A 14731-nucleotide genomic window follows, 5' to 3' on the forward strand; every position below is an offset into this window, starting at 1 on the left:
ACGTTCACTCCTAAAGTTTTATAGGACTTATAATATCTTTTAAAGTAACTAATATCATTAAGGATATTAGTATAATAAATCCTATATAATTTAATACCCCTATTTTATCATCATCGAACTTTTTGCCAGTTATTATCTGTAAAATTAAAATAAATATCCATCCCCCATCTAAGGCTGGAAAAGGTATAATATTAAATATAGCAAGTTGCACACTTAGTAAAGCCATAAAGTATATTAAATAAATTATTCCTCTAGAGGCAGTTTTAACTGACACTTTCATTATAGTAATAGGTCCACCTACATCATCTTTTTTAATTTTACCTTTAAATAGAGTTTTAAAGAAAGAAAATGTTTGTTTTGTCGTATCCCATGTTTGGTCTAAGCCACTTTTAAGAGCCATACCTGTATTAGGTTTAATTAAGGATGGTGCTATTCCTATCATGTATCTTCCGTCTTTTTTATCTGGAGATAAATAGAAACTAAGTTCTTTATTTTCTCTATTTACAGTTACATTTATTTTTTCTCCATCTATTTTAGACATTTTAAGTAAAAAGTCATTCCATGAAGATATTTTTTCGTTATTGAATCTAGTTATTTCATCCCCAACCTTTATCCCAGCAGTCATAGCCGGCGATTTATCTACAACCTCTGATACTTTAGGTATTATATATCCTAAATTTTTGCTTGTAATAGCAAAGAAAATTATAGCCATAAGTATGTTCATCATTGGACCTGCTATTACTATACTTAATTTTTGTAAAGGACTTTTACTAGAAAATGCCCTTTCATCTTTTATATCTCCATCCTCACCTAACATTTTAACATATCCACCGATAGGTGCGGCTTTAATTAAATATTCTGTTTCTTTTCCTTTTATACTAAATAATTTAGGCCCCATGCCTAATGAAAATTCTTCAACCTTAACCCCATTTAACTTAGCCGCAATAAAGTGCCCCAATTCATGCCCTATTACGAGCGCACTAAAGGATAGTACGGCAGCTATTATATATAATATAGTCAATTCCAAATCTCCCTTCTTAATTTACCTAATTAAATTTATTTTTTATGTACTTCCTAACATTTAAATCTGTTTCTATTATTTCTTCTATAGAAAGATTTTTTTTATACTCAAAATAATTCATAGAATCCTCTACTAAGTTACCTATATCTAGAAATTTTATTTTATGTTCTAAAAATAATTGTACTGCTACTTCATTAGCTGCATTTAAAATCACAGGCATATTTCCCTTCATTTTTCCTGCTTTAAATGCAAGTTTTAAACATTTAAAGGTTTCCATATCTGGTTCTGAAAAATTTAGACTTTTTATTTTGAATAAGTCTAATTTAGAAATTAACCTCTTTCCTCTATTTGGATAATTCATGGCATACTGAATTGGAAGTTTCATATCAGTACATGACATTTGAGATATTACAGTTCCATCTTTATATTGTACCATAGAGTGTATAATGCTTTCGGGATGAATTATCACTTTTATATTCTCATAATCTATATCAAATAAATAGTGTGCTTCAATAACTTCTAAACCCTTGTTCATTAAAGTAGCAGAATCTATACTTATCTTTCTACCCATATTCCATTTAGGATGTTTTAATGCCTCTTCTGGTAATACCTCTTGAAGTTCTTCAGCTTTTCTTCCTTTAAAAGGACCTCCAGACCCTGTAAGTAATATCTTATCTATATCTTCCTTTTTATGTCCTTGGAGGCATTGAAAAATAGCCCCATGTTCAGAATCTACTGGTAAAATCTTAACATTATACTTTTTTGCCTCTCCCATTACTAAATCGCCTGCTACAACTAATGTCTCCTTATTGGCTAAAGCTATATCTTTCTTATGCCTTATAGCTTCTATTGTAGGTTTTAAACCTATCATTCCAACTACAGAAGTTAAAACCATATCCACTTCTGGAAGGGTTGATGTGGCAATTAATCCCTCCATTCCTTTTAGTGTTTGTGTTTTTTTATAATTTATTCTACAGTATTCTTCTATCTTTTTAGCTGCATATTCATCCATCATAGCTATATATTTAGGATTAAATTCATCTATAATTTCTATAACTTTATTAACATTGTTGTTAGCACTTATAGCAATCAACTTAAATTTTTCACTTTCTTTTCTTATAATATCCAAGGCTTGAGTTCCTATAGATCCCGTTCCCCCTAAAATACTTATGTTCCTCAAAATAATCTCTCCTTTATTGATCACCTAAATTTATTATTTCTTTTATAATAATTATATACATAGGTCCTAAGAAAAAACCAATTATTCCAGTGAACTTTATAAAAATATATACTGAAATTATCGTAGCTAATGGATGTATTTGAAAACTTTTACTAAGATATTTGGTCTCCAATATTTGTCTTAATATTAAAATTAAAAGATATAAGCATATAAATCCTATAACTCTTAGGTAATCTTTAATAATAATACCGTACAGTATAATAGGTAAAAATATAAATATAGTTCCTACATAAGGTAAAATATCTAAAATACCACATAAAATACCCATTGAAAAGAAGTTATTTAATCCTAACATATAAAAACCTATGGTGGTAATGAATGTACAGATTATCATTAGTTTAATTTCTATTATAAGTATAAAACTCAAAGTTTTTAAACTTTTATATATTGTAGCTATCACTTTCTCAGGAAAAACATGTTTTGAAAAATCTAATATTTTTTCCTTATCTGCTAAAATAAAATAAGTCATTATATTACTTATAAAATAAGAAAATAAGAAACTTGTAGTACTTTCTGCTCCATGCTTTATAATATTACCATTTAGAAAATTAATCTTATTAGGTTTTAACATATGAAAAATTAAATTTAAATTATTATTCTTACTTAAAATATTTTTACAAATATTTTTATATATTCCTATAATATAATAAAATCCCTCTATTAAAATGTTATAATTTCTAATTAAGATATTACCTATTCTTAATAAAATACCTAAAAAAAATATATTTACAATTAATAGGCTAATTATAACTTTTAATTTATGATTTAAAAACCTAACCTTACATAAAAATCTATATATAGGTTTTATTAATATTATTAAAAATATCATAATAAATAAAGGTTGAAAATACCTACCTAGTAATCTAAATATAATACATAGTAAAAAAAATAAAAAGATTGAAACAAGTAACTTCTTATATGAATTTAGCAAACTATTCTCCTTTAGTATTATTTTACTATATAATTATATTCACTCATATAATTATATATTAATAATGTAGATAATAAAACCTATATATAATAATAATAAAACAATTATAATAAAAAAAGTTTAAGATAATCAATCTTAAACTTTTTTTATTATAACTTTATTATTAATGTTATATAAAAATATATAGCTGCAGAGACAAACAATATGCTATCAAATCTATCTAATATTCCTCCATGACCAGGTATTATATTTCCATAATCCTTAACATTTAAATATCTCTTTATTATGGAGGCTACTAAATCCCCTATTTGACCAAGTATACCACCAATGAGTCCAATAATGAAATAATGATATAAATTTATATGTACCCCAAATTTATTGATAATAACACCGTATACGCAGCATCCTACAACACTACCAATAAGACCTCCAATAGATCCCTCTATGGTTTTCTTTGGGCTTACATTAGGACATAATTTATTTTTGCCAAATAATCTTCCACTATAATAAGCAAAAGTATCACTACCCCAAGAACATATAAAAACTAACCAAGTAAAATATTGACCAAAATCTTTCATCTCTATTTTAGGTATTAAACTAAATAATAAAGGAACATATAAAAAACCAAATATAGTCAAGGCAGATTCTATAAAGTTATGCTTAAGCTGAAAAACTGGAATACTTAAACAAATACATATAAATAATACTACTATAAATAAAAAATAGTCTGTGGTTAACTTATCTAAATATAAAAAATATATAATTACAAAGGCATAAGCTAAATAATTAAAAGTATGATAATCTTTCTTCTTTAATATACCATAAAATTCATATAATCCAACTAAAGACAAAATTAAAACTAGAAACTTCAAGTGATTTCCACCTATAAATAGAAAAATTGCTAAAGGTAGTAAAACTATAGCCCCTAAGTATCTGTTGTAAACCGCATTCATAACTATTTAATTCCTCCAAATCTTCTTTCTCTGCCCTGATATTCTTTTATTGCATTTCTAAGATCTTTTTTTGTAAAATCTGGCCAAAGAACTTTAGTAAACAAAATTTCAGAATAGGAACTTTGCCATAATAAAAAATTGCTTATTCTTTGTTCTCCACTGGTTCTTATTAGTATTTCAGGTTCAGGCATGCCTTTTGTATAAAGATAATTTTCAAATACCTCTTCATCTATATCATCTATATTTAGATTATTACTTTCAATATCTTTATAGAGCATCTTTATTGCATTTAGTATTTCATCCCTACCACCATAATTAAGAGCTAAATTTAATGTTAATCCTGAATTATTTTTAGTTTTTTCATAGGCAGATCTTAGTTCATGTTGACACATTTCTGGTAAATATGAGATATTTCCTATACTATTAATGATAACATTATTTTTATGTAGTTCATCAAATTCATTTTTTAAATATGAAACAAGAAGATTCATAAGTGTATTTACTTCTTCTTTTGGTCTTTTCCAATTTTCTGTAGAAAATGCATACAAAGTTAAGTATTTTACTCCAAGTGCACTGCATTCTTTAACAATATCTCTTATAGTTTCTACCCCTGCCTTATGTCCAAATGTTCTTGGCATATTTCTTTTTTTAGCCCATCTTCCGTTTCCATCCATAATAATCCCTATATGCTTAGGTATATTATTAATATCTAGATCCTCTATTAGTGTAGCATATGTATCAATATTTTTTTTATTTTTAGTAAAACATTTAAAAAAATTTCTCACTTTTGTTAGCACTCTCCTAATAAATTTATATGTAGAGTATATTTTATGTATGTTATAATATTTAAAAAATTATTAAATATTTATCTTTCATTTATTAAATAAACCTGCTTTTGCAGGTTTATTATAATTAAACGGTCATTATCTCTTTTTCTTTCTCATTAACTAATTTATCAACTTCTGCTACATAATTATCAGTTTCTTTTTGAATTTTATCTTCATAGGTTTTTGCTTCATCTTCTGTTATTTCAGCTTCTTTTTTAAGATTTTTAATTTTATCATTAGCATCACGTCTCACTGATCTTATAGCAATTTTTAAATCTTCTCCGGATTTTTTAACAGTTTTAACTAAATTTTTTCTAGTTTCTTCTGTAAGCTCAGGTATTATAAGTCTTATAGCAGAACCGTCATTTGATGGGTTTAATCCTAAATCAGACTTCAAAATAGATTTTTCTATCTCTTTAATAGATGATTTATCATATGGTTGAATTAGAAGTATTCTTGCCTCTGGTACAGATATATTAGCAAGCTGATTAATAGAAGTTAATGTCCCGTAATATTCTACCTCTATTTTTTCAAGCATCTTAGGATTTGCTCTTCCTGCCTTCATTCCTGCTAGTTCTTCCTTTAATACAGCAATGGACTTGCTCATTTTATCTTTAGCATTATTTATAACATTAGATACCATATTTTACCACTCCCGTGAAGTTATTTTTTTACAATTGTACCTATTTGTTCTCCACAAACAGCACTAATAATATTTTCAGGTTTTTCTAATCCAAATACAAGTATTGGTATATTATTATCCATACATAAAGATGTTGCAGTTGAGTCCATAACTTGCAAACCTTTTTCTAATATTTCAATATATGATAAAGAAGAGTATTTTTTAGCATCCTCGAATTTTCTTGGATCTTTATCGTATACACCATCTACATTTTTAGCAAGCAATATAATTTCGGCTTCAATTTCTGCTGCTCTTAATGCTGCTGTGGTATCTGTAGAAAAATATGGTTTACCTATACCTGCAGCAAAAATAACAACTCTTCCTTTTTCAAGATGTCTCATAGCTCTTCTTCTAATATAAGGCTCTGCAACCTCTTTCATTTCTATAGCAGTTTGAACTCTTGTTGGTACACCCATAGCTTCTAATGAATCTTGTAAAGCTAAAGCATTTATACAGGTAGCCATCATACCCATATAGTCAGCAGTCGCTCTATCCATTTCTTCGCCATTCCTGCCTCTCCAAATGTTTCCACCACCAACAACCATACCACACTGCACACCCATATTAACTAATTCTTTTATTTGTGACGATATATTTTTAACTAAGTTAAAATCTATCCCAAAACCCTTTTCTCCGGCTAAAGCTTCACCGGATAGCTTTAGCATAACTCTATTATACTTTGCTGTGCTCATCTAATATTATACCTCCAAAGCGAAAATTTACTAATAAAAAGATCTTTATTTTAAAAAAAGAGAACACTGCGTGTTCTCTTTAATTTTTATTTACCACCCATTTGCTTCGCTACTTCTTCAGCAAAGTTTTCTTCTTTTTTCTCTATACCTTCGCCTCTTTCGAATCTAACAAACATGTTTATATTTATATCTGATCCAATTTTTTTAGATTCTTCCTTTAAGAATTTTTCAATAGTTAGATCTGGATTTTTAACCCAAATTTGTTCTACTAAACAATTCTCTTTATAGTATTTATTTACTCTTCCCATAACCATTTTTTCTACTATATTATCAGGTTTTCCTTCATTTTTAGCTTGAACCCTGAAAATTTCTTTTTCTTTTTCTAAAGCTTCATTATCAACGGAATCCCTATTTAAAAACAATGGATTAGCTGCAGCAACTTGCATTGCAACTTCTCTAGCTACTTCAGCAAGCTCTGGGCTTGAATTTTCACAACCTAATTCAACCATAACGCCTATTTTACCAGCTCCGTGAATATAGCTATTAATCATGCCATTATCAACAGAGAATCTTTCAAACCTTCTTACAGACATATTTTCACCTAATTTAGCTATTAAAGCTGTAAGAGCATCTTTTAAAGAAATAGACTCATCTTCGATGAATTTCTCCTCTAATAATTCTTCCACAGTATTTACTGAAGATAAACATGCTTGTTTTGCTACATTTTCAACGAAAAGATTAAAATCAGGATTTGCAGCAACGAAATCAGTTTCACAATTTACTTCTACCATAGCTGCTTTTTTTCCATCTTCATTTATGAAAGTTTTAACTAATCCTTCTGAAGCAACTCTTCCTGCTTTCTTAGCAGCAGCAGCTAAACCTTTTTTTCTTAATAATTCTATAGCTGCTTCCATATCTCCATTAGTTTCTGTTAAAGCTTTTTTACAGTCCATCATACCTGCTCCAGTGCTTTCTCTAAGTTCTTTTACCATGCTTGCACTAATCATTTATATTCCTCCTTAATGATAATTGAACAATTTAACTTTAAATCATATTATTACTCAGCTAATTGTTCCCCTTGTCTGCCCTCAATAATAGCATCAGCCATTTTTGCTGTTATTAATTTTACAGCTCTTATAGCATCATCATTACCTGGAATTACGTAGTCAACATCATCTGGATCACAGTTAGTATCTACTATAGAAACTACTGGTATACCAAGGATTTTAGCTTCTGATACAGCATTTTTTTCTTTTCTTGGATCAACAACGAACATAGCACCGATGTTTTCTACGTTCATGTTTCTTATACCACCTAGATTCTTTTCAAGCTTTTCAGCCTCATTTTTAAGTAGTGTTACTTCTTTTTTTGGAAGAACTTCAAATACGCCTTCTTCTTCCATTTTTTCAATCTCTTCTAATCTAGATATTCTTGACTTTATAGTGTTAAAGTTAGTTAACATTCCACCTAACCATCTATTGTTTACAAAATGCATTCCAGATCTTATAGCTTCTGATTGAACAGCTTCTTGAGCTTGTTTTTTTGTTCCAACGAATAATATATCTTTTCCTTCTACTGATACTGATTTAATGAAATCATAAGCTTGATCTACCTTTTTAACTGTTTTTTGTAAATCAATTATGTATATTCCATTTCTCTCTGTGAATATATATGGAGCCATTTTAGGGTTCCATCTTCTTGTTTGATGTCCAAAATGAACACCTGCTTCTAATAATTGTTTCATGCTAATAACTGCCATAATTATATACCTCCTGGTTTTTTCCTCCACTACCTTCGACTTTATAAAATACCTAACACTTTAGGAACCTTTTTTATAAATTAGGTAGTGTGTGTAATTCTTACCTTATGTAGTATAACACAAGGTAACTACGTATTCAATATAAAATTATTAAAAATTTATTACATTAAAAACAGGATGCATAACATCCTGAAAATAGTATATACAAATTATTTAATTTTATTTAACTCATCTAATAATTTTTCATTTAAAATTTTAATATGAGTACCTTTCATACCTAAAGATCTGGACTCTATTACTCCAGCACTTTCAAATTTTCTAAGGGCATTTACTATAACTGATCTAGTGATGCCTACTTTATCAGCTATTTTAGATGCAACTAGTAAACCCTCATTTCCATCTAATTCATTAAAAATGTGTTCTACAGCTTCAAGCTCAGAATAAGATAATGTTCCTATAGCCAGTTGAACTATAGCTTTTTTTCTAGCTTCTTCTTCCATTTCCTCGTTCTTAGATCTTAATATCTCCATACCTACTATTGTTGCACTGTATTCAGCTAAAACTAAATCTTCTTCAGCGAAAGGTTTATCAAATCTAGCAAGTAAAAGTGTTCCAAGTCTTTCTCTATTTCCTATAATCGGAACTATTGTAGTTATTTTATTATCAAGGTCACATGCTTTTTTATCCTTGAATACACAGTACCCTTTACTTGTTAAATTCTCCCTAGTTCCCTCTATAGTCATTAGCTTACTATTATAATCCTCAGGAAATCTTAACTTATCTACTACTTCTTCTTTTACAATTTCACATTCAAAATTACTTGAGAAATTATAACCTAATATTTTTCCTCTTCTACTAACTATATACACATTACACTCTAAAACTTCACTTAGCAAAGTACATATATCTGAAAATGAAACTGGCTCATTTCCTGTCTTCTGTAATATCTTATTTAACATTCTTGTTTTATTTAAAAGTGACATATTACTTTATTTCCTCCTTAAGAATCTATTCATCTAAAATATTGCAAATTTTCAAAATTTAATTATAATTTTAAATTTTACGAATTATACCTTATCCTTATATATAATATCATAATAAAATTCTGATTTCAATAAGAAATTGTAATTTTTTCGACAAATTTTTAATAAATTAATATTCTTAATTTAAATTTACTATATATATTTATATACACCTTGTAATTTTTTATTATAAATGGTTTTTTTATCTAGGTATACAATGAGATTATTTCTTGTATCCACACTCTTTATTTATACACTGAAGATAATCACCTTTAGCTTTAGAGCTTCTTTTAACTAAAATAGATTTACATTCAGGGCATTTTTCTTCTGTTGGTTCATACCAACTTACAAAATTACAATTAGGATAGTTACTACACCCAAAAAATTTTCTTCCCTTTTTACTTTTTCTAACTAGTACATTTCCATCACATAAAGGGCATTTAACATCTAACTCTTCTACAATTGGTTTGGTGTTTTTACATTCAGGATATCCAGGGCAAGCTAAAAAGTTTCCATACCTACCTCTCTTTATAACCATAAATTTACCGCATTTATCACATTTAACATCTGTAACTTCATCTTCTATAGTTATCTTTGCTATTTCATTTTCAGCCACTTCTATGGTCTTTTTAAAGGGAATGAAGAACTCTTCAATTACTTTTTTCCAACTAAGGCTACCTTCTTCAATTTTATCTAGTTTTCCCTCCATGCCAGCTGTAAATTCTACGTCCACAATGTCTTTAAAATATTCGCTTACTATATCATTTACTATGTCACCCAACTCAGTAGGTTTTAATGTTTTTTTCTCTCTTTCTAAGTACTGCCTACTTAGTAAAGTTGTTATTGTTGGTGCATAGGTACTTGGTCTTCCTATGCCATTTTCCTCCATAGTCTTTATTAATGTAGCTTCTGAAAATCTAGGTAGTGGTTGAGTAAAATGTTGTTTACCTAAGATATCATTATAGTATAATTCTTCACCTTCTTCTACATGAGGAAGACTCCCCTCATCATTTTCAGAAGTATTTTCATATATCTTAGTAAACCCATCAAATAAAATCACACTTCCATTAGCCCTTAAAGTATACTCCCCATTCACTATATCTATAGTAGTACTTTCATAAATGCAGTTTCTCATCTGACTTGCAACAAACCTTTCCCATATTAGTTTATATAATTTATATTGCTCGGGTTTCAGACTTTCTTTAATATGTTGTGGTGTTAATCCGACATTAGATGGTCTTATGGCTTCATGTGCATCTTGAATATCTTTCTTTCCTTTAAAGTCTCTGCTTTTTTCAGGCACATACTCTTTTCCCATATTATTAAGCAAGTAATTTTTACACATATTTTTAGCCTCTTCGGAGACCCTTACAGAGTCGGTTCTCATATATGTAATTAAACCAACTGTCCCAATCTTTTTTATATCTATACCTTCATATAAAGATTGAGCAACTGACATAGTTCTTTGTGTAGAAAATCCTAATCTCTTATAAGACTCTTGTTGCATAGTACTGGTTGTAAATGGCGCTAGTGGACTTCTCTCCTTTTTAGTCTTTTTTACTTTTTTAATTAAAAAGTTTCCTTCTTTTAATGTTTTTATTATTTTGTTACTCTCTTCTTCATTTTTTATAGATAACTTTTCTTTTCCATAATATAACACCTTCACATTAATGTTACTTTTATTCTTATCTTGAAGCACACATTCAACTGTCCAATATTCTTCTGGAATAAAAGCTTCGATCTCTTTTTCCCTGTCGCATATTATCTTTAAAGCTACAGATTGAACTCTTCCGGCACTAAGTCCCCATTTTACTTTTCTCCACAAGATTGGGCTTATTTCATATCCCACTAATCTATCTAAAACTCTTCTTGCTTGTTGGGCATCTACTAAGCTCTCATCTATTTTTCTAGGATTCTTAATTGCACTTTTTACCGCTGCTTTAGTTATCTCATTAAATTCTATTCTACAACTTTGAGTTTCGTCTAACTTTAAAGCCTTTGCAAGATGCCATGAAATTGCTTCCCCTTCTCTATCAGGGTCAGTTGCTAGATATATTTTATCTGACTTCTTAGCTTGTTTTCTTAACTTTTCTAAAACCTCACCTTTGCCTCTAATTGTTATATATTTTGGATCATAGTTATTATCTATATCAACACCTAATTGACTTTTAGGTAAATCCCTTACATGTCCCATAGTCGCTTCAACAACATAAGTACTACCTAAATACTTTTTTATAGTTTTTACTTTTGTTGGTGACTCAACTATTATCAGCTTTTGTCCCATTATTTCCCCTCCATTATTATTTTGCAAATTTTAACTTAAGCTAGTTTTTGATTTTTAACATAAAAATTTCCACAAATACATCTTATTTTTGAAAATGTCTGCATTTCAAATAATACCCCAAGTAAACGTTCTATGTCAATATTAGTTAATTTAACAATTTCATTAATATGCATAGGTTTATCGCTTAAAATGCTGAGTATTTTAACTTCTTCACCTTTTAAGTTAACATTATTTTTAATATTTTTAACATTTTGTTTTTGTATTTTTAATATTTCATATAAGTCTTTTTCACAAGTAAAAACATGTGCCCCATCCTTTATAAGCTTATTCGTTCCTCTGCTAAACTTTGAAAACACAGAACCAGGTACAGACATAACATCTTTACCTTGTTCTAAAGCAAGGTTTGCCGTTATAAGTGATCCACTCTTTTCTGAAGCTTCTATTATGATTAAAAGCTCGCAAAGTCCACTTATTATCCTATTTCTTATAGGAAAATGCCAGGAATTCGGTTTTGCATTTGGTATATATTCAGAAATTATTAATCCTTTTTGCTCCATCTCATCATATATTTTCTTATTTTCTTTAGGATATATATTATTTACACCACATCCTAAAACGCCACAAGTATAATTATTTTCTTTTAAAGAAGTCTTATGTGATGTTGTATCTATTCCTCTTGCTAAGCCAGATATTATGTTTATATTATTACCACTTAGTATTCTACATATCTCCTCAGTAACATTTTCACCATATAAAGTGCACTCCCTTGCTCCTACAATGGAAACACTTCTATTATTAATTTTATTTAAATTCCCTTTATAGAAAAGTACTGCTGGAGGATCAACTATATTCCTAAGTTTTTCAGGATAGTCTTTATTGAAATAGGAAGTTATTTTTATATCTTCTTTTACCATTATATCTTGTATATTATATATTTTTTCTTCATCATATGCATTTTTTAGTTCATAAATTACTTTCTCTTTTAAACCAGATACTCCTTCAATATTATTAGAAGTTATTACTTGTAAAATATCTTCAAAACTATTAAAATGTTTTAATAAATTATATTTTATTATAGGGGAAAGTTTAACTAAAGAAAACCAAATATCATATTTATTCAAGATTAACACCTCTCCAACTATTAATAATATTATTCCTCTTTTAAAAAATTTCTATAGCTAAAAGCCTCTATAAGATGCATTTTTTCTATTTTATCTTTACCAGATAAATCCGCTATAGTTCTAGACAATTTAAGAATTCTTGAATATGCTCTTCCACTTAAAGAATATTTTTTGAACATACTTTCTAAAAAATATTCTTCTTCTATGTCTAATTTACAATACGTCTTTAATAATGTAGTATTTATGCACGAATTAGTATAAATACCCATATTTTTATATCGTCTTTTTTGAATTTCTCTAGCTTTTATAACTCTCTCTCTTATCTCTTTAGAACTTTCATTTTCAGCATTTCTAAATTCTTCAAATGGAAGATTCGGTACGCTTACATACATATCTATTCTATCTAAAAATGGAGATGATAGTTTTTTCAAGTATCTACGTCTTTCTTCTTTTGTACAGACACACTCCTTAGATGAAAGGTAATTCCCGCATGGACACCCATGAAGTTAACTACTTAGATAACATGTACAATAAATTTGATATACAAAAGTCTTATACTATTCAAAATAACAATACTTCGACATCTTCTAATAGAATACGTCAAGCGAGATTATCTAAAAGTTTAACCATAAAGCAAGTTTCTATTCAAACTAATTTAACAGAAACACAACTTCATAACATTGAAACCGATAAAAGTATCCCATCTATTTCTACATTAAAAAAATTAGAAAGTGTATTAGATAAGGATATTTGGTACCTAGGAAACTATGATTCTCTTGAAGAAAATACATTAGGAAAACGCATATATAAATGTAGGCTTTTTTTAGGCTATGGTAGAAAGGAGTTTGCTCAAATATTAGGTGTTGGATATAGATCATTAGAAAAGTGGGAAAAAGATCTCATAACTCCTAGTAAAAAGAATATGGATATCTTAAAAAAGTATATAAATAAATTACATATAATATGTAGAAAAAAATTATAAGTTTTATTTTAAGTATAAAAAAAGCCACCAATTGGTGGCTTTAATCATATATTTATTTAATAAAAACTATTTATTCTCTGTTAGGTCTACACTAATTAATTTATTTTCTGAATTCTTCCTTGACTTAGCAATAAATTTAGAATTTTTATTTAGAGCTTTTATATCTAATTTATTTTTACTTGAAAACTCTTTAAACTCTTTATCCTTTAATGTTTTCAATCTAACAGTTATATTATTTTTATATGCAGTATCAATTATATCCTGAATTTCACTGATCTTATATTTAGCCTGGCCATCAAGATTATTAATAACTATTATATTCCCTACATTTTTACCCACTTTTTCAGATGCATTAGCCATTTTATCAAAGACAAAATTACATATGTTGGTTCTTATATCAGGTGATAGTATAAATATTAATATCAAAATTATTAATATTATATCTTTTATAGTTTTAATCTTATTTCTTTTCTTCATAAAACTACCTTATTAAAAACACTTACTACAACTCTGAATGTTTTTCTTTTGAGCATCTGAAAGCTTTATTTGCCTAGCATTTTTAGCATCCATATTCCCACAGTTGGGTTTAGAATGATACTTTTTACCGCTTTTGGATAGCCAAACCATTCCTTTAGGTTCAGGTTTTGTTTCTTGTAGTTTATTTTTAGTGGTAGATTCTTTAGGTTTAGTTGGTGTTACTGCTTTAGTATTATTACTAGACTTATTAGATGAATTTGTAGTATCTTGTTTAGGTTCTGTTGCCTTATCTGTTTTTTTCTGTTCTTCTAGTTTTTTCTCTTCTTCTAACTTTTTCTGTTCTTCTAGCTTTTTATCTTCTTCTAATTTTTTCTGCTCTTCTTCTTTTAGCTTTGCTGCATTTATTGCCTTTTCTTCATCTGTTTTCTTCTTAGTTTCAATTTGTGCTTTTTTCGCTGATTCTAATTTTTGTTGTTCTGATAATTCAGAGTCATAAATAACTCCACCCATACCAAATAGAAAAAATACTATTGCCAACCCTAAAGACACTAAAGTTTTAAATATCTTACCTTTAGCTTTAAATTTTTCATTTTTTGCAAATAGATAAAACGCTATCCCTCCAACACCCAGCATAGTTAAAATACCTATGATTTTGGGCGGAATTGCAAGTAGCATAACAAAATACAGGATAGCACATCCAGGTATAGCTATCTTCTTATTCTTTAAAAAATCCATTAATA

Annotated in this window: 16 protein-coding genes; 1 reads left to right on the plus strand and 15 read right to left on the minus strand. The window is 28.2% G+C overall.

Going from position 1 to position 14731, the window contains the following annotated elements; genetic code table 11:
* Positions 1-10: 10 nt before the first annotated feature.
* The 13 genes from rseP to FGL08_RS06980 form a co-directional block, all read right to left on the minus strand.
* Complete coding sequence (gene rseP / locus FGL08_RS06920; protein ID WP_138210087.1) at positions 11-1021, minus strand: RIP metalloprotease RseP; 1011 nt, start codon at positions 1019-1021, stop codon at positions 11-13.
* A gap of 25 nt (positions 1022-1046) precedes the next feature.
* Positions 1047-2201, minus strand: coding sequence for a 1-deoxy-D-xylulose-5-phosphate reductoisomerase (locus FGL08_RS06925; protein ID WP_138210088.1), 1155 nt, complete (start codon positions 2199-2201; stop codon positions 1047-1049).
* A 13-nt stretch (positions 2202-2214) separates the two neighbouring features.
* The gene (locus tag FGL08_RS06930) at positions 2215-3192 is read right to left on the minus strand and encodes an AI-2E family transporter (protein ID WP_171012007.1); all 978 of its coding nucleotides are present in this window, start codon (positions 3190-3192) and stop codon (positions 2215-2217) included.
* A gap of 149 nt (positions 3193-3341) precedes the next feature.
* The gene (locus tag FGL08_RS06935; RefSeq protein ID WP_138210090.1) at positions 3342-4145 is read right to left on the minus strand and encodes a phosphatidate cytidylyltransferase; all 804 of its coding nucleotides are present in this window, start codon (positions 4143-4145) and stop codon (positions 3342-3344) included.
* A gap of 2 nt (positions 4146-4147) precedes the next feature.
* On the minus strand, positions 4148-4930 hold the full coding sequence (gene uppS, locus FGL08_RS06940) for an undecaprenyl pyrophosphate synthase (protein ID WP_138210091.1): 783 nt from the start codon (positions 4928-4930) through the stop codon (positions 4148-4150).
* Positions 4931-5057: 127 nt separating this feature from the next.
* The gene (frr, locus tag FGL08_RS06945; RefSeq protein ID WP_138210092.1) at positions 5058-5615 is read right to left on the minus strand and encodes a ribosome recycling factor; all 558 of its coding nucleotides are present in this window, start codon (positions 5613-5615) and stop codon (positions 5058-5060) included.
* Positions 5616-5635: 20 nt separating this feature from the next.
* Positions 5636-6346, minus strand: coding sequence for a UMP kinase (pyrH, locus tag FGL08_RS06950; protein ID WP_138210093.1), 711 nt, complete (start codon positions 6344-6346; stop codon positions 5636-5638).
* An 86-nt stretch (positions 6347-6432) separates the two neighbouring features.
* Positions 6433-7353: a translation elongation factor Ts gene (gene tsf / locus FGL08_RS06955; protein ID WP_138210094.1), complete on the minus strand. Its 921-nt coding sequence runs from the start codon at positions 7351-7353 to the stop codon at positions 6433-6435.
* Between the two features lie 50 nt (positions 7354-7403).
* Complete coding sequence (rpsB, locus tag FGL08_RS06960) at positions 7404-8105, minus strand: 30S ribosomal protein S2 (RefSeq protein WP_138210095.1); 702 nt, start codon at positions 8103-8105, stop codon at positions 7404-7406.
* A gap of 209 nt (positions 8106-8314) precedes the next feature.
* On the minus strand, positions 8315-9088 hold the full coding sequence (codY, locus tag FGL08_RS06965; protein WP_138210096.1) for a GTP-sensing pleiotropic transcriptional regulator CodY: 774 nt from the start codon (positions 9086-9088) through the stop codon (positions 8315-8317).
* 262 nt (positions 9089-9350) lie between these two features.
* Positions 9351-11411 carry a type I DNA topoisomerase gene (topA, locus tag FGL08_RS06970; protein ID WP_138210097.1) on the minus strand — a complete coding sequence of 687 codons (2061 nt, stop codon included), beginning with the start codon at positions 11409-11411 and terminating at the stop codon, positions 9351-9353.
* 35 nt (positions 11412-11446) lie between these two features.
* The gene (dprA, locus tag FGL08_RS06975; RefSeq protein WP_138210098.1) at positions 11447-12532 is read right to left on the minus strand and encodes a DNA-processing protein DprA; all 1086 of its coding nucleotides are present in this window, start codon (positions 12530-12532) and stop codon (positions 11447-11449) included.
* Positions 12533-12561: 29 nt separating this feature from the next.
* Positions 12562-12924, minus strand: coding sequence for a magnesium chelatase subunit ChlI family protein (locus FGL08_RS06980; protein WP_243118009.1), 363 nt, complete (start codon positions 12922-12924; stop codon positions 12562-12564).
* 98 nt (positions 12925-13022) lie between these two features.
* Here FGL08_RS06980 and FGL08_RS06985 point away from each other — a divergent pair, with 98 nt between their 5' ends.
* Positions 13023-13514, plus strand: a complete 492-nt coding sequence (locus FGL08_RS06985; protein WP_171012008.1) for a helix-turn-helix transcriptional regulator — start codon at positions 13023-13025, stop codon at positions 13512-13514.
* Between the two features lie 66 nt (positions 13515-13580).
* On the opposite strand, the gene FGL08_RS06990 is transcribed toward FGL08_RS06985, so the two are convergent.
* Together FGL08_RS06990 and FGL08_RS06995 are read right to left on the minus strand one after the other, a co-directional pair.
* Positions 13581-13991, minus strand: a complete 411-nt coding sequence (locus FGL08_RS06990) for a hypothetical protein (protein WP_138210101.1) — start codon at positions 13989-13991, stop codon at positions 13581-13583.
* 12 nt (positions 13992-14003) lie between these two features.
* Positions 14004-14726, minus strand: a complete 723-nt coding sequence (locus tag FGL08_RS06995; protein WP_138210102.1) for a hypothetical protein — start codon at positions 14724-14726, stop codon at positions 14004-14006.
* Positions 14727-14731 lie beyond the last annotated feature (5 nt).

The organism is Hathewaya histolytica (assembly GCF_901482605.1).
Lineage (GTDB): Bacteria > Bacillota > Clostridia > Clostridiales > Clostridiaceae > Hathewaya > Hathewaya histolytica.